Source organism: Thermophilibacter provencensis (genome assembly GCF_900128445.1).
Taxonomy (GTDB): Bacteria; Actinomycetota; Coriobacteriia; order Coriobacteriales; family Atopobiaceae; genus Thermophilibacter; species Thermophilibacter provencensis.
In genome coordinates this window covers 2,505,154-2,523,939 of sequence record NZ_LT671417.1, presented here as the reverse complement: position 1 = coordinate 2,523,939, position 18,786 = coordinate 2,505,154, and the positions used below count along the sequence as shown (strand labels likewise).

The window sequence follows — 18,786 nt, the reverse complement described above, 5'->3', positions numbered from 1 at the left end:
AAAGGACGTAAGCAAAATGGCCAAGGAACTGAACTTCGACGAGATCAAGAGCGCCGCGGAGGCCTATGGCAAGGACATGACCGCCTTCCTTCGCGCCATGATCTCCCACCCCTCCGAGTCCTGCGAGGAGGGCGAGGTCGTGGCCTGCATCAAGGCCGAGATGGAGAAGCTCGGCTTTGACAAGGTCGAGGTCGACGGCCTGGGCAACGTGATCGGCTGGATGGGCGAGGGCGACAAGATCATCGCCATCGACTCCCACATCGACACCGTGGGCATCGGCAACCGCGACAACTGGGAGGCCGACCCCTACGAGGGCTACGAGACCGACGAGCTCATCTACGGTCGCGGCGGCTCCGATCAGGAGGGCGGCATGGCCTCCGCCACGTACGCCGCGAAGATGATGAAGGACCTCGGCCTCATCCCCGAGGGCTACAAGATCATGGTCGTCGGCTCGGTCCAGGAGGAGGACTGCGACGGCATGTGCTGGCAGTACATCGTCAACAAGTACTTCGACGGCCCGGAGGACGCGCGCGAGAAGATCGAGTTCGTCATCTCCACCGAGCCCACCGACGGCGGCATCTATCGCGGCCACCGCGGCCGCATGGAGATCCGCGTTGACGTGCACGGCGTCTCCTGCCACGGCTCCGCGCCCGACCGTGGCGACAACGCCATCTACAAGATGGCCGACATCATCGCCGACGTCCGCGCCCTCAACAACAACGGCTGCGACGAGTCCACCGACATCAAGGGCCTCGTCAAGATGCTCGACCCCAAGTACAACCCCGAGCACTTTGAGGACGCGCGCTTCCTGGGCCGCGGCACCTGCACCGTGTCGCAGATCTTCTACACCTCGCCCAGCCGCTGCGCCGTGGCCGACAGCTGCGCGATTTCCATCGACCGCCGCATGACCGCCGGCGAGACCTGGGACTCCTGCCTCCAGGAGATCCGCGACCTGCCCGCCGTCAAGAAGTACGGCGATGACGTCAAGGTCTCCATGTACATGTACGACCGCCCCAGCTGGAAGGGCACCGTCTACGAGACCGAGGCCTACTTCCCCACGTGGATCAACGCCGAGAGCGCCGCTCACGTCCAGGCCCTCGTCGACGCCCACCACGAGCTCTTCGGCGAGGAACGCATCGGCTGCGAGCCGTCCATGGACAAGCGCGCCGGCCGTCCGCTGACCGACAAGTGGACCTTCTCCACCAACTGCGTGTCCATCCAGGGCCGCTACGGCATCCCGTGCGTGGGCTTTGGCCCCGGCGCCGAGAGCCAGGCGCACGCACCCAACGAGGTCACCTACAAGCAGGACCTCGTGACCTGCGCCGCGCTCTACACCGCCGCGCTCAACCTCTACGACCCGTCCAAGAAGACCGGCGACGTCACCGTCTTCCGCGCCGGCGCCACTGACAACGACATCAAGTAGCGATGCGTGGGGCGTGCAAAAGGGACAGTCACTTTTGCACGCCCCCAGAACCGAAGAATCGGACCGTGCAAAAGTGACTGTCCCTTTTGCACGCAGAAAGGAAACGAACATGGCCAAGGACTTCTCCGCGCTTCTCGACGAGCTCAAGGGCTACGACTTCTCCGGCATGTACAACGCCGACTTCCTGCACACCTGGGACAAGACCACCGACGAGCTCCGCGCGCTCTACGCCGTGGCCGCGGCCCTGCGCAACCTCCGCGAGCGCAACATCTCGCCGCGCATCTTCGACTCCGGCCTCGCCGTCTCGCTCTTCCGCGACAACTCCACCCGCACGCGCTTCTCGTTCTCCAAGGCCACGAACCTCCTGGGCCTCCAGCTCCAGGACCTCGACGAGGGCAAGTCCCAGATCGCGCACGGCGAGACCGTCCGCGAGACCGCCACGATGATCTCCTTCATGGCCGACGTCATCGGCATCCGCGACGACATGTACATCGGCAAGGGAGACGCCTACATGGCCGAGGTCGCCGAGTCCGTCGACGAGGCCTACAAGGACGGCGTGCTCGACCACCGCCCGACCCTCATCTCCCTGCAGTCCGACTCCGACCACCCGACCCAGTCCTCCGCCGACATGCTCTACCTCATCGAGGAGTTCGGCGGCCTGGAGAACCTGCGCGGCAAGAAGGTGGCCGTGACCTGGGCGTACTCCCCGAGCTACGGCAAGCCGCTCTCCTGCCCGCAGTCGCTCATCTCGCTGCTCCCGCGCTTCGGCATGGACGTCACGCTGGCCCACCCCGAGGGCTACGACCTCATGGGCGACCGCGTTGAGGCCGCGAAGGCCTACGCCGCGGAGTCCGGCTGCACGTTCCGCCAGGTGAACACCATGGCCGAGGCCTTCGAGGGCGCCGACATCGTCATCCCCAAGAGCTGGGCCCCCTACGCCGCCATGGAGAAGCGCACCAACCTCTACGCCGAGGGCGACGACGCCGGCATCAAGGCGCTCGAGAAGGAGCTCCTCGCCCAGAACGCCACCCACATGGACTGGTGCTCCACGCGCGAGCTCATGGCCAAGACCGCTCACGGCGACGACACCATCTACATGCACCCGCTGCCCGCCGACATCTCCGGCGTCTCCTGCGAGCACGGCGAGGTCATGGCCGACGTCTTTGACATGCACCGCGTGGGCATGTACAAGGAGGCCAGCTACAAGCCGTATGCCATCGCGGCGATGATCTTCCTGCAGAAGGTCAAGGACCCCGTGGCCACGCTCGCGGCGCTCGAGGCCGCGGCCAAGCCCCGCTGGAACCAGGCCTAATCGCTCGATTCCCCAGAGTTGCCTAAAAGGGGACAGGCCCCTTTTAGGCAACTTTTCTATTCAGGAGAGGAACCATGGGTAAGAGAATCGTCATCGCCCTCGGCGGGAACGCCCTGGGCAACAACCTGCCCGAGCAGATGCAGGCCGTCAAGCACACGGCGCGCGCGATCGTGGACCTCATCGAGCAGGGCAACGAGGTCGTGGTTGCCCACGGCAACGGGCCGCAGGTGGGCATGATTCAGGAGGCCATGACGCAGCTCACGCGCTCCGACCCCGAGAAGTACATCCCGTGCCCGCTGTCGGTCTGCGTGGCCATGAGCCAGGGCTACATCGGATACGACCTGCAGAACGCGCTGCGCGAGGAGATGCTCGACCGCGGGATAGACGTGGGCGCGGCCACCGTGCTCACGCAGGTCGAGGTGGACCCCAACGACCCCGCCTTCGCCAACCCCACCAAGCCGATCGGCTCCTTCATGACGCGCGAGGAGGCCGAGCGCATGATCGCCGAGCGCGGCTACGACGTGGTGGAGGACGCCGGGCGCGGGTATCGCCGCGTGGTGGCCTCTCCCAAGCCCGCGGGCATCGTGGAGCTTGACACCATCCGCTCGCTCGTCGAGACCAATCACGTGGTCATCGCCTGCGGCGGCGGAGGCATCCCCGTGTTCAGGACCGAGGGCAACCACCTCAAGGGAGCGGCGGCCGTCATCGACAAGGACTTCGCGGCAGCACGCCTGGCCGAGCAGCTGGATGCCGACTTCCTGGTGATCCTCACGGCCGTGGAGAAGGTCGCCGTGAACTTTGGCAAGCCCGACCAGCAGTGGCTGGACGAGCTCACGCCCGAGACCGCCGCGCGCTACATCGAGGAGGGCCAGTTCGCGCCGGGCTCGATGCTGCCCAAGGTCCAGGCTGCGCTCGCGTTCGCGCAGTCCGGCGAGGGCCGCTCTTCACTGATCACGCTCCTCGAGCGCGCGGCGGACGGCATCGCCGGCAAGACGGGTACCATCGTACGTGGTTAGTGTGCAAAAGGGACAGTCACTTTTGCACGAGGGCCGCAGGCCCCGGGCCCTTCTCGCCGGCTCGGCGAGAAGGGCGGCTCGGCGAGAAGGACGGTGAATCGCGGGCATGAGACCCGACCTCAGGGCATATCTTCTGGATGACGACGGGCGCCGGGTCTTCGGGCCCGGTCCCGTCGACCTGCTGGAGCGCGTGGGGGAGCTCGGGAGCCTCCGCGCCGCCGCCATCGAGATGGGCATGGCCTACACCAAGGCCACGCGCCTCGTGCGCGACGCGGAGCGCGCCTTCGGCCTTGCGCTCACCGAGCGGACCGTGGGCGGGTCCGGGGGAGGCGGGTCCCAGCTCACGGCCGAGGCGTGCGAGCTCATCGAGCGCTACCGCGCGTTCGAGCGCACGAGCCGCCGGGCCCTCTCCGCTTCCTACGAGACGTGCTTCTCGGGCTTTGTCGACGCGCCGCGCCTGGGCTGCGTGGTCATGGCGTCCGGCGAGGGCGCGCGCTTCGGCGGCGAGCCGGGAGGGAAGCTCCTGGCGCCGCTGGCCGGCGCGCCGGTGCTCGAGCGCACGCTCGCTGCGCTGCCGGCGGACCTGCTGGACGTCGTGGTGGTCACGCGCTGGGACGCGGTCGAGGCGCTGTGCGAGCGGCTCGGCGTGCGCTGCGTGCGCGCGGAGGGCCCGCTCAAGAGCGACACGATGCGCGCGGGCCTGGAGGCGCTGGGGCATCGTGCCGGCTGCCTCTTCGTGACCGGCGACCAGCCCCTCCTGCGCGAGGGGAGCGTGCGCTCGCTGGTGAGCGCGCTCACGCACGAGCCCACGGCGATCGTGCGGCTGGCGTGGCAGGGTCGGCCCGCGAACCCGGTGCTCTGGCCAAGCGACACGCTGGGCGCGCTGGCGGGACTCGAGGGCGACGCGGGAGGGCGCGTCCTCCTGGACGGTCATTCCGAGCTCATGTGCCGCGTTCGCCTGGTGGAGGCGACCGACGAGTGGGAGCTTGCGGACGTGGACACGCCCGACGACCTGGCGCGCCTTGAGGGCGCGCTGGCCGACAGGACCTGACAAAGGTGACAGGGCAGTTTGTCAGGTAACGAGAGAGGAGGGATTGCGGTGAGAAGAATCCTGGCCGGGGGCACGCTGGTCACGCCGGAGGGCCTGCGCCGCGGCGACCTCGCGCTGGAGGGCGAGAAGATCGTTGGCCTTGCGGCTCACATCGAGCCCGCGCCCGGCGACGAGGTCGAGGACGTGAGCGGCTGCTGGGTGTTCCCCGGCTTCATCGACGCGCATACCCATCTGCAGTGCTGGACCGGCATGGACTGGACGGCCGACAGCTTTGAGACCGGCACGCGCGCTGCGGCCTGCGGCGGCACCACCTGCATCGTGGACTACGCCACGGCCGATCGCGGCGTGACGATGGACGACGCGCTGGCCGAGTGGCACCGCCGCGCGGAGAGCGGGGCCGGCTGCACGGCCAACTACGGCTTCCACATGGCCATCTCCGAGTGGGGCGAGGACTCGCCCGCCCAGATGCGTCGCATGCGCGAGGCGGGCGTGAGCAGCTTCAAGACCTACCTCGCCTACGACCACCTGCGGCTCACGGACGCGGAGACGCTCCGCTGCCTGGAGGTCGTGCGCGACTTGGACGCCGTTCTCTGCGTGCACTGCGAGAACGGCGACGTGGTGAACGAGCTGCAGAGGCGCGTGCTGGGCGCCGGCATCGCGGGCCCGGAGGGGCACCCGCTCTCCCGTCCCGCCGAGGCCGAGGCGGACGCGGTGAGCAGGCTGCTCTACCTGGCGCAGGTCGCGGGTGCCAAGGTGAACGTGGTGCACCTCTCCACGAAGCTCGGCCTTCTCGCCGTGCGCGCCGCCCGCGCCCGCGGCCAGAGGGGCGTCTACGTGGAGACCTGCCCGCAGTACCTCACGCTCGACGACACCCGCTACCTCGAGTCCGGCGACGACGGCTTCGCGGGCGCCAAGTACGTGATGAGCCCGCCCTTGCGCAAGCCGGCCGACGTGCGCGCGCTGCGCGAGGCGGTGCTTGCCGGCGAGGTGGACTCCGTCGCGACGGACCACTGCTCGTTCAACCTGCACGGCCAGAAGGACCGCGGCCGCGGCGACTTCACCAAGATCCCCAACGGCGGGCCCGGCATCGAGCACCGCCCGGCCGTCGTGGCCACGACCTTCGAGGGCCAGCTCGGTCCGATGGAGCTGTGCCGGCTGCTCTCCGAGGGCCCGGCGCGCGTCTTCGGCCTGTGGCCGGAGCGCGGGCGGCTCGCCGTGGGCGCCGCTGCCGACGTCTGCGTGTGGGACCCGTCGGCGCGCTGGGTGATCTCTGCAGCCACGCAGCACCAGGCCGTGGACTACACGCCGTGGGAGGGCTTCGAGGCGCACGGACGGGCGCACCTCGTCTACGTGGGCGGCGAGCTCGTGGCACGCGACGGCGAGCCCTGCGGCCCCACCCCCGGCCGTTACGTGGCAAGATAGTGTGAGACGTGACAGGGGGACGGAGGTTTTGTCACCGCTCCGTCCCCCTGTCACGCTTGGAACCAGGTGACACAGGGACGGAGCGGTGACAAAACCTCCGTCCCCCTGTCACACACAGAAAGGAGAAGAATATGGCAATCGAGGCAATCGTCACCGACAAGGCTCCCGCCGCGCTCGGCCCCTACTCCGCGGCGGTGGCCGCCCCGGCCACCAAGGCCATTCACGTGTCCGGCCAGCTGCCGATCGACCCGGCAACCGGCGAGTTCGCCGGCGAGGACATCGCCGCCCAGACCCGCCAGAGCCTCACCAACATCAAGAACATCCTCGAGGCCGCCGGCGCGAGCATGGCCGACGTCGCCGAGGTCACCGTCCTCCTGGACGACATCGTCGACTTCGCGGCCATGAACGAGGTCTACGGCGAGTTCTTTGAGGCGCCCTACCCCAGCCGCGCCGCCTTCGAGGTGGCCGCGCTGCCCAAGGCCGCCAAGGTCGAGATCAAGGCCGTGGCCTACCTGTAGGCAGAGCCTCGCCGGGAGGGGACGCCCGCCGACTTCCACGCAGGACTGCGCTTTGCGGAAGATCCTGCTTAGGAAGTCGGCGGGCGTCCGCCGTCTCGGTCCTCAGGTGCCGGTCTGTTTTTTTAGCTAGTCCTCTACCTCGCGGAGGAGGTCGGCCGGGTCGATGCCATAGAGGCGGGCGACCTTGATGAGGTTGCTCGTGCTGGGCTCCGTGGCGCCCGACTCCCACTTGGACACGGCCTGCCTGCTGACGCCGATCTTCTCGGCAACAAGCTCCTGCGTCATCTTGCAGCGCTCGCGATGGGCGCGCAGCACCTCGCCGAGCGAGCGGCGCACGGCCACGCGCTCGGGGTCCTTGCGCTCGCGCTCCTGGCGCAGGAACCACCGGATGGCAAGAACCATGAGCACCACGAGCAGAATCCACGGCAGGGCGCTTACCAGCGCGACGAGCGCCCCTATGGCGAGCTCCGTCGGTCCCAGTCCGTAAATCATGGCAGCTCCTTTCCGCGTGGCTGGCCTCAACCATAGCAAGTCGCCCCGGTTGACAACAGCACCTATCGCGCAACTTTGGGTTGCGTTCGGCTACGCGGAGTTTTCTGGCAGTGCCCCTGCGGTCTTGAACGCCTATGGCGTGCCTATGGTTCCGGTTCGCAGGCTACCCACGAACGCCGGGATGGCGAGAAGGACCGCGAGCTCGCGGGCGCGCCCGGGCGCCGTCTCGGCCTGGTTGACGAGGGCGACGTCGGCAAGCGCCTCGGCGTTGGCGGCGCGGGCGACGAGCGCGGGCGTGGCAAGGTCCTCCGGCGCGCAGCCGGCGAGCTCGCAGAAGAGCTCCGGGCGGTGGACCGCCTCGCGCACGGGCCGGTCGAGCCCCGACGCGCCGAGCACGAGCACCGTGCGGCCCGAGCACGCGGGGATGACGGGCTCCCAGGCGGCGTGCGCCTTGAGCGGCAGCCGCCGCGCGCCGTCGGCCTCCACGAGGACGTAGTCCGCGAGGGCGGCGAGCGCCTCCATGCCGAGGGAGGGGGCTACGAGCTTGCCGTCCTTCTCGCCCCGCGAGCCCACGCAGACGACGCGCGACGCCGCGAGCGCCGCCCGCACGTCCGCGGCGTCTCCCGATGTCACGAGCGGCACGTCCGCAAACGGCAGGATGTGCGTGGTGGTGGCGAGCACGACGGTACCCGGCAGCTCGCGCGCGAGCGCCGCCAGGAGCGACGTCTTGCCGCCGCTGCCCACGACCGACGTCACGCCGCGTCCCACACCCAGCGCCTCCGCAAAGCCCATGCGCACCTCCTCGATGCTGTCCTACCGCCTGCCGCTTTGTAGTTCTCAAAATATAACGCCCTATTACAATCTGTCTGGCAGGCAGAACGATTTTCGGCGAGCGAGCGAAGGGACGGACATGGCAGAGACGGTGCTCACGATCGACGCGCGGGGCGAGGCGTGCCCCATCCCCGTGGTGCGGACCCTCAAGGCACTCGCGGCGCTGGCCGGCCCGGGCAGCGTGGAGACGCTCGTGGACAACGAGATCGCGGTGCAGAACCTCACGCGCATGGGCGAGGGCAAGGGCTGCGCGGTGGCGAGCGAGCGCCTGGGCGAGAAGGAATGGCGCGTTACCGTGACCACGTCCGTGGCGCTCGGGGTGAGCGACGCGGAGGCCGAGTCGGCGACGTGCGAGGTGCCGGCGCCGGGCACGCCGTCCGCGGCGGCCTCTCCGCGCCGCGTGGTCGTGGCGATCACCTCTGAGTGCATGGGCACCGGGGACGACGTGCTGGGAAAGAAGCTCATGGGGAGCTTCGTCTACTCGCTCACGCAGCTCGACGAGCTGCCGGCGTGCGTCCTGCTCTACAACGGAGGCGCGCGCCTCAGCTGCGAGGGGTCCGCGGCGCTCGAGGACCTGCGGGGCCTCGCGGCCTCCGGCGTGGAGGTGCTCACCTGCGGGACCTGCCTCGACCACTACGGCATCGCGGACACGCTGGCCGTGGGCGAGGTGACCAACATGTACGTGATCGCGCAGCGCCTGACCGGCGCGAGCCTCGTGGTGCGGCCGTAGGGCCGACGGCGGGCGATGGCGCGCGTGCGGGTGCCGTCTTTGGTGGTGACGTTTCCCACCGCCACGGCGGCGATGTCGTGCGAGGAGTGCTGCCTTCGGCGCGGGCTGCCCGGCCGCATGATCCCGGTTCCCGGGGAGGTCGCGGCAGGCTGCGGGCTGGCGTGGAAGGCCGCGCCGGAGGCGCAAGACGAGCTCGCGGCAGCGCTTGCCGCCGACGGCGTGCCCGTGGAGGGCTGGGCCGTGGTGGAGCTGCTGGAGTTTCGCTGAGGCGTGCCGTCCTTCTCGTCGGCGAGGCGGGCCCGGGTACGGCGCAGGCGTGGCGCGGGACGGAAATAACGCGCAAAATCTGACATGTGCGCTATTTCCACCTGAGGATATAGAAAGTCGTAGCAGATTATGCGCGTTAATCGGCAGGCGAGAAGGACGTGGGGTCGATGATCTACCTGGACAACGCGGCAACCACGATGCGCAAGCCGCAGGAGGTCGTGGATGCCGTCGTGGCCGCGATGGGCTCGCTCGGCAACGCCGGGCGCGGCGCGTCCGCGGGCGCGCTCGACGCGGGGCGCATGGTGCTGCGCTGTCGCGAGGCGATGGCGCATCTGCTCGGCTGCCCGCGCGCCGACCACGTGTGCTTCTCGGCAAACTCGACCTGCGCCCTCAACGCTGCGATCTCGGGCCTTGTGGGGCCGGGCGACCGCGTGGTGACCACCGTGCTGGAGCACAACTCCGTGCTGCGGCCGCTCGCGCGCCTGGCGGACGAGTGGGGCGCGGAGGTGGCGTACGCGGGCTGCGACGCGTACGGTTTCTTGGACATGGACGACCTCGAGCGGCTTGCCACGCCGGGCACGCGCCTCGTCGCGGTGACGCACGGCTCCAACGTGACCGGCAACCTCGTGGACGTGGCGCGCGTGGCCGAGCTCGCGCACGCGGTCGGCGCGCTCGTCGTGGTGGACGCGTCGCAGACGGCGGGGGCGGTGCCCCTGGACATGGCATCCATGGGCCTCGACGTGGTCTGCTTCACCGGGCACAAGGGCCTCATGGGCCCGCAGGGCACGGGCGGGATGGCGGTGGCCGAGGGCGTCGAGCCACGGCCGTGGGCGGAGGGGGGCTCCGGCGTCCACTCGTTCGACCGTCGCCACCCGCTGGGGTGGCCCACGCGCATGGAGGCGGGCACGCTCAACGCCCACGGCCTCGCCGGGCTTCTCGCCGCCGTGCGGTGCATCGAGGAGGGCGGCGGGCCGGCTGCGGTCGGCGCGCGCGAGCACGAGCTCGCGCAGAGGCTCTACGAGGGCGTGGCCGGGGTGTCGGGCGTGACGGTGTACGGCGGATGGCCCGTGGCGACCGGGCGCTGCGGGTCGATCGTGGCGCTGAACGTGGACGGCCTGGACTCGGCCGAGGTTGCCGACGCGCTCGCTTCCGGCTGGGGGATCGCCTGCCGCGCCGGCGCCCACTGCGCGCCGCTCATGCACCGCGCGCTGGGGACGGAGCGCAGGGGCGCCGTGCGCCTGAGCTGCGGCTGGTTCAATACGGAGGAGGAGGTCGACGCTGCCGTGGACGCCGTGCGGGCTATCGCCGCGAGTTGAGGATCTTCTCGCCTGCGGCGCGTCGGCTGCGGCGGTCCCCTTCTTCCGGGTACGTACGCTGCCGTCCCGGATACGTACACTATTGCGAAGTTGATGCTGGGGAGCTCAACCCCGCTAGCTGCGGAAACAATATTGCATGGTACCGAATAGACCTTGAAATTGTGTACGTACCCAGGGGCGGGGGTGACGACGACCGCGCAGGCGGAGGGCAATCGCCGCCGAATGGGTCAAAAGTGCCTGTCACTTTTGACCCATCACCGGCGGGAAGGTGCCGTTCGGGGGGCAGCGCGTTAAGGCAAACATTTTGTAAGCTAGACTAACCAGATGGAATACGAGTGGTCGCGCAGGCCGTTATGCTTTTGAAAGTATAACGTTGACGAGGGGGTTTCCGGATATGCTGGTCGTCATTCGCGGGGCGGGGGACATCGCGTCGGGCATCGCGCTGCGGCTCTTCCGCGCAGGCATGCAGGTCGTGATGTGCGACCTTGCGGTTCCCACGTCCATCCGGCGCACCGTGTGCTTCTCGGAGGCCATCCGCTTGGGCGAGACGCGCGTGGAGGGCGTGCGCGGCGTGCTCTGCGCGGACGCCGCATCGGCTCGTGCGGCAGCGGCGGCGGGAAACGTCGCCGTGCTCGTTGACCCCGAGGCCGCCTGCGTGCGCGAGCTCGCGCCGGACGCACTGGTGGACGCAATTCTCGCCAAGCGCAACCTTGGCACCACGCGCGACATGGCGCCCGTCGTGATCGGCGTGGGTCCCGGCTTCACCGCGCGCGAGGACTGCGACGCTGCGGTGGAGACGATGCGCGGCCACTACCTGGGGCGCGTCTACTACGAGGGCTCGCCCATCCCCAACACGGCGGTGCCCGGGCTCATCGGCGGCTACGCCGGCGAGCGCGTGATGCGCGCGTCCGCGGACGGCGTCTTCGAGCCGTGCGTGGAGATCGGCGCGCAGGTCACGGCCGGCGACGTCTGCGCCACGGTAGCCGGCGAGCCCATGCGCGCCACAATTGACGGTGTGGTGCGGGGGCTCTTGCAGGCCGGCGTTCCCGTGCGCAAGGGCATGAAGTGCGGCGACGTGGACCCGCGCTGCCACCCGGAGTACATCGAGAGCGCCTCCGACAAGGCGCTGGCCGTGGGCGGCGGCGTGCTCGAGGCGATCCTCGCGCTCTCGGGCGCCGTGGGCGAGAAGAACGCGGCGGCAGAGCAGGGCGCGGCGGGCGAGAAGAACGCGGCGGGCGAGAAGAACGCGCGCCCCGTCAACGGCTCTCTCTCTGACGAGGGATTCGTCTCCGCGCTCGTGGCGGAGCTCGAGGCCGGGCGGCGCGTGGGGCTGGCGAGCCTGCTCGCCACGAGCGGCTCGATGCCGCGCCACGAGGGCGCACGCCTGGCCGTCCTCGCAAACGACCAGCTCATCGGGACTGTCGGCGGCGGTGCGATCGAGCGGCTGGCCATCGAGCGCGCCCGCGCGGTGCGCTCCGGCGGCGCACCGAGCCTTGAGTGGTACCACACCGGCGACGCCATGGCCTGTGGTGGCGACGCGCTGCTCGCCGTGCGCGCGCTCACGGCCGACGACCTGCCCGTCCTTCTCGCCGTGCGTGACGCGCTCCTGCGCGACGAGCCCGCCTGCGTGGCGGAGCGCTGGGCGGACGCCGCCGCGCCTAAGATCGAGGTCGGCCCGGCCGCGCGCTTGGACGCCCCGGCCTGGGACGATGCCCACGCCACCTACCGCGAGCCCGTTACCGCCCCGAGCCGTCTGCACGTCTTTGGCGCCGGGCACGTGGGCGCCGCGCTCGTGGGCCTGGCGGCCGCGGCGGCCGGCTTTGAGGTCCACGTCTATGACGACCGCCCGGAGCTCGCCATGCGCGAGCGTCTGCCGCAGGCAGCCACCGTGAACTGCGGCGCGTTTGACGATCTTGCCGCCAGCGCCGCCATCGGGCCGCGCGACTCCGTCGTCGTGCTCACGCACGGGCACGCCCACGACGAGACGGTCCTTCTCGCCGTGCTGGCTCGCGACGTCCAGCCTGCCTACGTGGGCTGCATTGGCAGCGCCCGCAAGGCCGCCCTCGCTCGCGAGCACCTCGTCGCCTCAGGCGTGCCGCAGGAGCGCGTCGACGCCGTGGCTATGCCGATAGGCCTCGCCATCGGGGCCGTCACTCCCGCCGAGATCGCGCTTGCCATCGTGGCGCAGCTCGTCCGCCGTCGCGCCGAGCGTCGCGGCGAGGGACCGGGGAAGGGCGAGCGCGCATGACGGCCCTCGCCCGCAGACATCCCGGCCGCATCATAGCCCTTCTCGGCGCGCTGCTCGTGGCCGCCGTGCTCGTCTCGCTGGCGCTCGGCCGCTATCCCATCGGCCCGGCCGACGCGCTCGAGCTGCTGCTTTCCCGCGTGGCGCCGGGCCTCGGCGACTTCTCCGCGCAGCAGGAGACGCTCTTCTTCAACGTGCGCCTGCCGCGCATCCTGCTCGTGATTCTCGTGGGCGCGAGCCTCTCGGCCGCCGGCGCCGCCTTCCAGGGCATCTTCCAGAACCCGCTCGTCTCGCCGGACTTCCTCGGCGCGTCGCAGGGCGCGGCCTTCGGCGCGTGCTGGGCGATTCTCGCGGGGGCTGGCTCGCTCGCGATCTCCGGCTCCGCCTTTGCCGTCTCGCTCGTCGCGGTGGGCATCGTGCTGCTGGTGAGCGGCCGGGCGCGCGGCAACCGAATCCTTGTCACCGTGCTCGCCGGCATCATGGTGAAGTCGCTCTTCGAGGCCGGCGTCTCCTACACCAAGCTCGTGGCCGACCCGTCCAACCAGCTGCAGGCCATCACCTTTTGGCTGCTCGGCTCATTCAACGGCGCCAAGGTGGCCGACCTCGCGCTGGCGGCCGGCCCCATCGCCATCGGACTCGCGGGCCTCATGGCCATGCGCTGGCGCCTCAACGTCCTCACGATGTCCGATGACGAGGCGCTCTCCATGGGCGTTAACGCCCCGCGTGTGCGCGCCGTGGCCGTGCTCTTCTCGGCCCTCGTGACCGCGGCGAGCGTGGCGGTCTCCGGGCTCATCGGCTGGGTGGGGCTCGTGGTGCCGCACCTCGCGCGCGGTCTGGTGGGCAGTGACTACCGGCATCTCCTGCCGGCCAGCATGCTCGCTGGGGCCACGTTTCTCCTGGTGGTGGACGACATCGCGCGCCTCGCGCTCACGGCGGAGATTCCCATCGGCATCCTCACGTCCGTGGTGGGCGCGCCGTTCTTCCTGTGGCTCATCGTGAAGAGGGGGCGCGGCTGACATGAGTTTCCAGATCTCCGGCCTCAGCTTCTCCTACGGCGACCACGCGGTTCTCGAGGGCGTGGACCTCTCCGTCGCGGACGGCGAGCTCGCGTGCGTGCTCGGGCCTAACGGCGTGGGCAAGACCACGCTCTTCCGCTGCATCCTGGGCCTCGAGCGCCCGCGCGCGGGGACCATCCTCGTGAACGGCCGGCCGCTCAAGGAGCTCACGATAGCCGAGCGCGCCCGCGAGATGGCCTTCGTTCCGCAGAGCCACGCGCAGGTCTTTGACTACGAGGTGCTCGACGTGGTGCTCATGAGCGCGGCGTCGCGCCTGGGGCCGCTGCGCGCGCCCGCCGCGGCGGACCGCGCCCGCGCCGAGGAGGCGCTCGAGCGCGTGGGCGTGGCGCACCTCGCGCACCGGAGCTTCATGCAGGTCTCTGGCGGTGAGCGGCAGCTCGTCCTTATCGCCCGCGCCATCGCGCAGGACGCGCGCTCGATCGTGATGGACGAGCCCACGAGCGCGCTCGACTTTGGCAACACGGCGCGCGTGATGGCGGTCGTGCGGCGGCTTGCGAGCGAGGGGCTCTCGGTGATCGCGTCCACGCACGCGCCCGACCTGGCCTACCTCTACGCGGACACGGTGCTCGCGCTCGACGGCGGGCGCGTGCGCGCGTGCGGCTCGCCGGCGGACGTCATTACCGGGCCGCTCCTGAGCGAGCTCTACGGCCTGCCCGTCGAGGTCAGCTCGCTCCACAACGATCGGGCGCGCGCCTGCGTGCCGGCCTGCGAATTGGGGACAGTCCCCAATTCGCACAAAAGTTTTATGTAAATTGGGGACTGTCCCCAATTTACAGGCGGAAGGGAGAAGAAGTGAGGAGAAGGACGTTCTTGTCGGCTGTTGCGGCGCTTGCGGTGGCGGCGTCGCTCGGGGCATGCGGGGGCACGCCGGCGGCGGAGTCCGGTCAGCAGGCCGACGACCAGCGGCCTGCGGCGGAGCAGGCGGCCACGCGCGTGGTCACGGATTCGCTCGGGCGCGAGGTGGAGATTCCGGCCGAGGTCGAGCGCATCGCGGCATCCGGGCCCGTGGCGCAGCAGGTGCTGCTCACGGTGGCGCCCGAGAAGATGGTCGGCCTCTCCGGCGAGCTTACGGACGAGCAGCTTGCCTACCTCGGCGAGGACCTCGCTGACCTGCCCGTCTTTGGCCAGATCTACGGAGGCAAGGGCGACTTCAACCGCGAGGCCGTCGCCGCGGCGGACCCGCAGCTGATTATCGACATCGGCGAGGCCAAGGACTCGCTTGCCGAGGAGCTGGACACGCTGCAGGAGCAGATTGGCATCCCGTGCGTGCACATCGACTCGACCGACCTCCACAGCTACGCCGAGCTCTACGACCAGCTTGCGGACATCCTGGACTCCGAGAAGGCCGCTGAGCTTGCGGAGTACTGCCGCGACGCGGTGGCAGAGGTCGAGGCCGTCGTGGCCGAGGTGCCCGAGGGCGAGCGCCCGCGCGCGGCGTACCTGCTCGGTGACACGGGTACCAACGCGATGGCGCGCGGCGGCTTCCAGTCGGGCATCATCGACCTGTGCTCCGAGAACGTCGTCGTGGTGGACGACCCGTCGTCCAGCGGCAAGGGCAACGAGATCGGCCTCGAGCAGATCGCGCTCTGGGACCCCGAGCTCATCGTCTTCGTGGGCGACTCGATCTATGACACGGTGGGGGACGAGCCTGCCTGGGCTGAACTTGCCGCCATCACGTCCGGCAACTACTTCCGCGCGCCGAGCGTGCCGTACAACTGGATCTCCATGCCGGCGTCGGTCAACCAGATCATCGGCCTGCAGTGGTACGCGCGCCTGTGCTACCCGGAGCGCTTCGACGACGACCTGCGCGACGTGGTGGGGGAGTACTACCGGCTCTTCTACGGCCACGACCTCACGGACGAGGAGTACGACGCGCTGATGCGCGGCGCCGTGCGCGAGTAGGGGAGATTGTCTGTGATTTTACGGGCTCCTGGCGAGTATGGACACGACGCGAGGTCGAAGATCCGCAGGTAGACGAATCGGCCGTCATGCCCCTACTCGTGGGGAGCGATAAAAATCACCGACAATCCTCTCCCCGAACGCCGTGTGGCGCCCGTTGGTCGAGCACGGACCCCAGGAGGCGCCGCCTGCCCCGCTCGTCGGGGCGCAGAACCTCGACCGAGCCCCACGCGGGGCGCCAGCGGGCGGCCACCTCATCGGCCAGGCCGGAGCGCACGACCACGAGCGCGTGTGGCCAGATGGGTGCGGGGCCGGCGTCCAGCAGCTCGAGCGCCGCGGTGAGGCCGCCGCCGCGGCGCAGCTCGAGCGGGCCGACCTCGTCGATGACGAGGAGCCCGGGGCGCGCGTCCTTCTCGCCTGTCGTCTCGGCAAGCCCGTTGAGGTGCGCGTTCACGCGGGCGAGCGCCGCAGCGTCGAAGTCCCAGCCCAGGCCGGTCGAGCACCCATCCCCGGCAGGCGTGGCGAGAAGGACGCGCTCGCGCGAGGGCAGCAGCGCGTTCTCGATTCCGACCTTCTTGCAGTCGAGCCACACGCCCGGAGCGAGCACGCCGCGCACGGGCACGCCCGCCGCCTCGAGCTCGCGCACGCGCGCCTCGAGCCACGTGGTCTTGCCCGTCCGGATGTCCCCGGTGAGAATGAACAGCATGCCGCCTCCCGACCGACCCAACCGCGACGAGCCAAAGTCGCGACGACCCAACCTGGAGGAAATGATGACAGATGCGTGGTCGCTCTACGACCGAATGATTGCCCAGGTTCCCGAGGACGCGCTCGTGCGGCGCGTGGTCATGGGTGCCCACCACTGCCTCGTCGAGGCCGAATGCGGGACGGGCGTGGCCGCGCTCCATCGCGGCGGCGCGCGCCTGCGCATGGAGCGCGGCTGGGCGGGCCGCCCGCTGCGCGAGCTTGCGGCGGGTGCCAAGTCGTGGGACTTCGAGGTGGCGTCGGTGGGCGTGGCGGCGCTCAACGCCTGGCACAACCAGCGAGGGCGGCTGGGTGCGCTGGGCCTGGTCGAGGACGCGGAGAGCACGGACCCGTTCGTGTTTCTCGCCCCGGTGGCCGCGCGCATGGCGGCCGAGAAGAGCGACGGCTCGCGGCCCCGCGCGGTGGTGGTCGGCCACTTCCCGCACCTCGCGGCCATCGCGGAGCATGCGGACGTCGTCGTGCTGGAGCGCTCTGCCCGCGCGGACACGGACCTGCCCGACACCGCCTGCGAGTACCTGCTGCCGGGCGCGGACCTCGTCGTCATGACGGGCATGACGCTCGCCAACAAGACCATGCCGCGCCTGCTGGAGCTTTCGCGCGGCGCGCTCACCTGCGTGGTGGGCCCGTCGGCCACGATCTGCGCGCCGGTGCTGGAGGCTGGAGCGGACCTTGTCGCCGGCAGCGTGGTCGCTGACGCCGAGCTGGCCCGCGAGGTCGTGACCTGCGGCGCGGCGCTTCACGGCTCCGGGGCGCTCGAGCACGTGCTCGTTGCAACGCCTCGCGGTCGCGCGGCGCTTGCAAGCCCAGGCGGAGGTGGTGATGGCGCTCACGCGCAGGCTGCTGGCGAGCTCCTTGATTGAGGGGCCGTTTGCCTCGCTGCGGCGCACTAGACTCGAGCGCACACACGTCCTAGGGGAGCGCTATACTTGCCGCAGGCGGACTTCGCTCCGCCGGAACAACCGCATAGCGCGGGGAGCTTGCAGGACGGCAGGCTGAGAGGGGGCGCGCCCGCCCCGACCCGAGGAACCTGACATGGGTAATGCCAACGGAGGGAGTTTTGCGCATGAGCACAGCTGTAGAGAAATTGGGCGGGCAGGCACCGCGCGGCGAGAAGGGCCTCGTCACGCAGCTCGACTACGCCCGCGCTGGGCAGGTCACGCCCGAGATGCGCGTCGTGGCGGAGGCGGAGCGCCGAGACCCGGAGTTCATCCGCGCGGGCGTGGCGGCGGGACGCATCGCCATCCCGGTCAACGTTCGCCACCTCGAGAAGGGCCTCGTGCCGCGCGGCGTGGGCGCGGGCCTCTCCACCAAGGTCAACGTCAACCTCGGCATCTCCGGGGACGTGGCGGACGCCGGCATGGAGTGGGAGAAGGTACGCACGGCCGAGAAGTACGGTGCGGACGCCATCATGGACCTCTCCAACTCCGGCAAGACCCGCTTCTTCCGCCAGCAGCTCGTGGAGCGCACGCCGCTCATGGTGGGCACCGTCCCCATGTACGACGCCATTGGCTACATGGAGAAGCCGCTCGTGGAGCTCACCGCTGAGGACCTTCTCGCCACGGTGCGCGCCCACGCGGAGGACGGCGTGGACTTCCTCACCATCCACTGCGGCATCAACCGCCGCGTGATCGAGACCTTCAAGGAGACCGGGCGCCTCATGAACATCGTCAGCCGCGGCGGGAGCCTCCTCTTTGGCTGGATGGAGGTCACGGGCAACGAGAACCCCTTCTACGAGCACTACGACGAGGTGCTCGAGATCTGCCACGAGTACGATGTGACCATCTCGCTGGGCGACTCGTGCCGGCCGGGCTGCCTCTTCGACGCCAACGACGCGGCGGAGACCGCCGAGATGATCGAGCTCGGTAAACTCACGAAGCGCGCCTGGGACGCGGGCGTGCAGGTCATGATCGAGGGCCCGGGCCACATGGCCATCAACGAGATCGCCGCCAACGTGACGATGGAGAAGCGCCTCTGCCACGGCGCGCCGTACTACGTGCTCGGCCCGCTCGTGACGGACGTGGGCGTGGGCTACGACCACATCACGGCGGCCATCGGCGGGGCCATCTCGGCGAGCGCCGGGGCGGACTTCCTCTGCTACGTGACGCCGGCCGAGCACCTCTGCCTGCCCGACGCAAAGGACGTGCTCGACGGCCTTATCGCCACCAGGATCGCCGCGCACGCGGCGGACATCGCCAAGGGCGTGCCCGCCGCGCGCGAGGTTGACGACCGCATGGGCGACGCCCGACGGCGCCTGGCCTGGGGCGAGATGTGGGACTACGCGCTCGACCCGGACACGGCCCGCGCGCGCCACGAGGCCTCGCCTGCCTCGACGGAGGGGACCTGCACCATGTGCGGCAAGATGTGCGCCGTCCGCACGGTGAACAAGGTCTTCGAGGGCACCACGATCGACCTCGACCTGGAATAGG

Annotated in this window: 18 protein-coding genes and 1 riboswitch; of the genes, 15 read left to right on the top strand and 3 right to left on the bottom strand. The window is 70.0% G+C overall.

What is annotated here, in order from left to right; genetic code table 11:
- Nucleotides 1-16: 16 nt before the first annotated feature.
- The 6 genes from BQ7391_RS11440 (at nt 17) to BQ7391_RS11410 (ending at nt 6,742) form a co-directional block, all read left to right on the top strand.
- Nucleotides 17-1,423 (top strand): YgeY family selenium metabolism-linked hydrolase, encoded by a 1,407-nt coding sequence (locus BQ7391_RS11440; RefSeq protein ID WP_200799616.1) that lies wholly within the window; start codon nt 17-19, stop codon nt 1,421-1,423.
- A 109-nt stretch (nt 1,424-1,532) separates the two neighbouring features.
- Nucleotides 1,533-2,735: a knotted carbamoyltransferase YgeW gene (gene ygeW, locus BQ7391_RS11435; protein WP_075280717.1), complete on the top strand. Its 1,203-nt coding sequence runs from the start codon at nt 1,533-1,535 to the stop codon at nt 2,733-2,735.
- Between the two features lie 74 nt (nt 2,736-2,809).
- A complete protein-coding gene (gene arcC, locus BQ7391_RS11430; RefSeq protein ID WP_075280716.1) occupies nt 2,810-3,751 on the top strand; it encodes a carbamate kinase in 942 nt (313 codons plus the stop codon).
- 106 nt (nt 3,752-3,857) lie between these two features.
- Nucleotides 3,858-4,802, top strand: coding sequence for an NTP transferase domain-containing protein (locus BQ7391_RS12050; RefSeq protein ID WP_083662219.1), 945 nt, complete (start codon nt 3,858-3,860; stop codon nt 4,800-4,802).
- A 48-nt stretch (nt 4,803-4,850) separates the two neighbouring features.
- A complete protein-coding gene (gene hydA / locus BQ7391_RS11415; RefSeq protein WP_200799615.1) occupies nt 4,851-6,224 on the top strand; it encodes a dihydropyrimidinase in 1,374 nt (457 codons plus the stop codon).
- A gap of 131 nt (nt 6,225-6,355) precedes the next feature.
- Nucleotides 6,356-6,742 (top strand): Rid family detoxifying hydrolase, encoded by a 387-nt coding sequence (locus BQ7391_RS11410; protein ID WP_075280715.1) that lies wholly within the window; start codon nt 6,356-6,358, stop codon nt 6,740-6,742.
- A gap of 126 nt (nt 6,743-6,868) precedes the next feature.
- Here the strand turns inward: BQ7391_RS11410 and BQ7391_RS11405 are convergent, their stop codons facing one another.
- Nucleotides 6,869-7,234: a helix-turn-helix domain-containing protein gene (locus BQ7391_RS11405; protein ID WP_075280714.1), complete on the bottom strand. Its 366-nt coding sequence runs from the start codon at nt 7,232-7,234 to the stop codon at nt 6,869-6,871.
- A 132-nt stretch (nt 7,235-7,366) separates the two neighbouring features.
- Nucleotides 7,367-8,026: a selenium cofactor biosynthesis protein YqeC gene (gene yqeC / locus BQ7391_RS11400; RefSeq protein WP_075280713.1), complete on the bottom strand. Its 660-nt coding sequence runs from the start codon at nt 8,024-8,026 to the stop codon at nt 7,367-7,369.
- Nucleotides 8,027-8,144: 118 nt separating this feature from the next.
- On the opposite strand from yqeC, the gene yedF reads away from it, so the two are divergent.
- The 7 genes from yedF (at nt 8,145) to BQ7391_RS11365 (ending at nt 15,601) form a co-directional block, all read left to right on the top strand.
- Nucleotides 8,145-8,795 (top strand): sulfurtransferase-like selenium metabolism protein YedF, encoded by a 651-nt coding sequence (gene yedF, locus BQ7391_RS11395; RefSeq protein ID WP_075280712.1) that lies wholly within the window; start codon nt 8,145-8,147, stop codon nt 8,793-8,795.
- Between the two features lie 42 nt (nt 8,796-8,837).
- Entirely contained in the window at nt 8,838-9,062 is a 225-nt protein-coding gene (locus BQ7391_RS11390; RefSeq protein ID WP_235858697.1) for a putative Se/S carrier protein, read from the top strand.
- 167 nt (nt 9,063-9,229) lie between these two features.
- Nucleotides 9,230-10,378, top strand: coding sequence for an aminotransferase class V-fold PLP-dependent enzyme (locus tag BQ7391_RS11385; RefSeq protein WP_075280710.1), 1,149 nt, complete (start codon nt 9,230-9,232; stop codon nt 10,376-10,378).
- Between the two features lie 394 nt (nt 10,379-10,772).
- Nucleotides 10,773-12,626: a selenium-dependent molybdenum cofactor biosynthesis protein YqeB gene (yqeB, locus tag BQ7391_RS11380; RefSeq protein WP_075280709.1), complete on the top strand. Its 1,854-nt coding sequence runs from the start codon at nt 10,773-10,775 to the stop codon at nt 12,624-12,626.
- Complete coding sequence (locus tag BQ7391_RS11375) at nt 12,623-13,639, top strand: FecCD family ABC transporter permease (RefSeq protein ID WP_075280708.1); 1,017 nt, start codon at nt 12,623-12,625, stop codon at nt 13,637-13,639. Before yqeB ends, BQ7391_RS11375 begins: the two co-directional genes overlap by 4 nt.
- 1 nt (nt 13,640) lies before the next feature.
- A complete protein-coding gene (locus BQ7391_RS11370) occupies nt 13,641-14,450 on the top strand; it encodes an ABC transporter ATP-binding protein (RefSeq protein WP_075280707.1) in 810 nt (269 codons plus the stop codon).
- Between the two features lie 59 nt (nt 14,451-14,509).
- The gene (locus BQ7391_RS11365) at nt 14,510-15,601 is read left to right on the top strand and encodes an ABC transporter substrate-binding protein (protein WP_235858675.1); all 1,092 of its coding nucleotides are present in this window, start codon (nt 14,510-14,512) and stop codon (nt 15,599-15,601) included.
- 115 nt (nt 15,602-15,716) lie between these two features.
- Here the strand turns inward: BQ7391_RS11365 and BQ7391_RS11360 are convergent, their stop codons facing one another.
- Nucleotides 15,717-16,304 (bottom strand): nucleoside-triphosphatase, encoded by a 588-nt coding sequence (locus tag BQ7391_RS11360; protein ID WP_075280706.1) that lies wholly within the window; start codon nt 16,302-16,304, stop codon nt 15,717-15,719.
- A gap of 61 nt (nt 16,305-16,365) precedes the next feature.
- Here BQ7391_RS11360 and BQ7391_RS11355 point away from each other — a divergent pair, with 61 nt between their 5' ends.
- Both BQ7391_RS11355 and thiC read left to right on the top strand, forming a co-directional pair.
- On the top strand, nt 16,366-17,220 hold the full coding sequence (locus tag BQ7391_RS11355; protein WP_159437368.1) for a Rossmann-like domain-containing protein: 855 nt from the start codon (nt 16,366-16,368) through the stop codon (nt 17,218-17,220).
- Nucleotides 17,221-17,319: 99 nt separating this feature from the next.
- A riboswitch (TPP riboswitch) is annotated at nt 17,320-17,432 on the top strand.
- Nucleotides 17,424-18,785: a phosphomethylpyrimidine synthase ThiC gene (thiC, locus tag BQ7391_RS11350; RefSeq protein WP_075280704.1), complete on the top strand. Its 1,362-nt coding sequence runs from the start codon at nt 17,424-17,426 to the stop codon at nt 18,783-18,785. It overlaps the preceding riboswitch by 9 nt.
- Nucleotide 18,786: the final 1 nt, after the last annotated feature.

Bases quoted from the DNA above. Each gene is read 5' to 3' on its own strand.
- BQ7391_RS12050 (WP_083662219.1), top strand. From the start codon at position 3,858: ATGAGACCCGACCTCAGGGCATATCTTCTGGATGACGACGGGCGCCGG.
- thiC (WP_075280704.1), top strand. From the start codon at position 17,424: ATGAGCACAGCTGTAGAGAAATTGGGCGGGCAGGCACCGCGCGGCGAG.
- BQ7391_RS11410 (WP_075280715.1), top strand. From the start codon at position 6,356: ATGGCAATCGAGGCAATCGTCACCGACAAGGCTCCCGCCGCGCTCGGC.
- BQ7391_RS11355 (WP_159437368.1), top strand. From the start codon at position 16,366: ATGATGACAGATGCGTGGTCGCTCTACGACCGAATGATTGCCCAGGTT.
- BQ7391_RS11405 (WP_075280714.1), bottom strand. From the start codon at position 7,234: ATGATTTACGGACTGGGACCGACGGAGCTCGCCATAGGGGCGCTCGTC.
- BQ7391_RS11375 (WP_075280708.1), top strand. From the start codon at position 12,623: ATGACGGCCCTCGCCCGCAGACATCCCGGCCGCATCATAGCCCTTCTC.
- BQ7391_RS11360 (WP_075280706.1), bottom strand. From the start codon at position 16,304: ATGCTGTTCATTCTCACCGGGGACATCCGGACGGGCAAGACCACGTGG.
- BQ7391_RS11370 (WP_075280707.1), top strand. From the start codon at position 13,641: ATGAGTTTCCAGATCTCCGGCCTCAGCTTCTCCTACGGCGACCACGCG.
- yqeB (WP_075280709.1), top strand. From the start codon at position 10,773: ATGCTGGTCGTCATTCGCGGGGCGGGGGACATCGCGTCGGGCATCGCG.
- arcC (WP_075280716.1), top strand. From the start codon at position 2,810: ATGGGTAAGAGAATCGTCATCGCCCTCGGCGGGAACGCCCTGGGCAAC.
- yqeC (WP_075280713.1), bottom strand. From the start codon at position 8,026: ATGGGCTTTGCGGAGGCGCTGGGTGTGGGACGCGGCGTGACGTCGGTC.
- BQ7391_RS11385 (WP_075280710.1), top strand. From the start codon at position 9,230: ATGATCTACCTGGACAACGCGGCAACCACGATGCGCAAGCCGCAGGAG.
- yedF (WP_075280712.1), top strand. From the start codon at position 8,145: ATGGCAGAGACGGTGCTCACGATCGACGCGCGGGGCGAGGCGTGCCCC.
- BQ7391_RS11440 (WP_200799616.1), top strand. From the start codon at position 17: ATGGCCAAGGAACTGAACTTCGACGAGATCAAGAGCGCCGCGGAGGCC.
- ygeW (WP_075280717.1), top strand. From the start codon at position 1,533: ATGGCCAAGGACTTCTCCGCGCTTCTCGACGAGCTCAAGGGCTACGAC.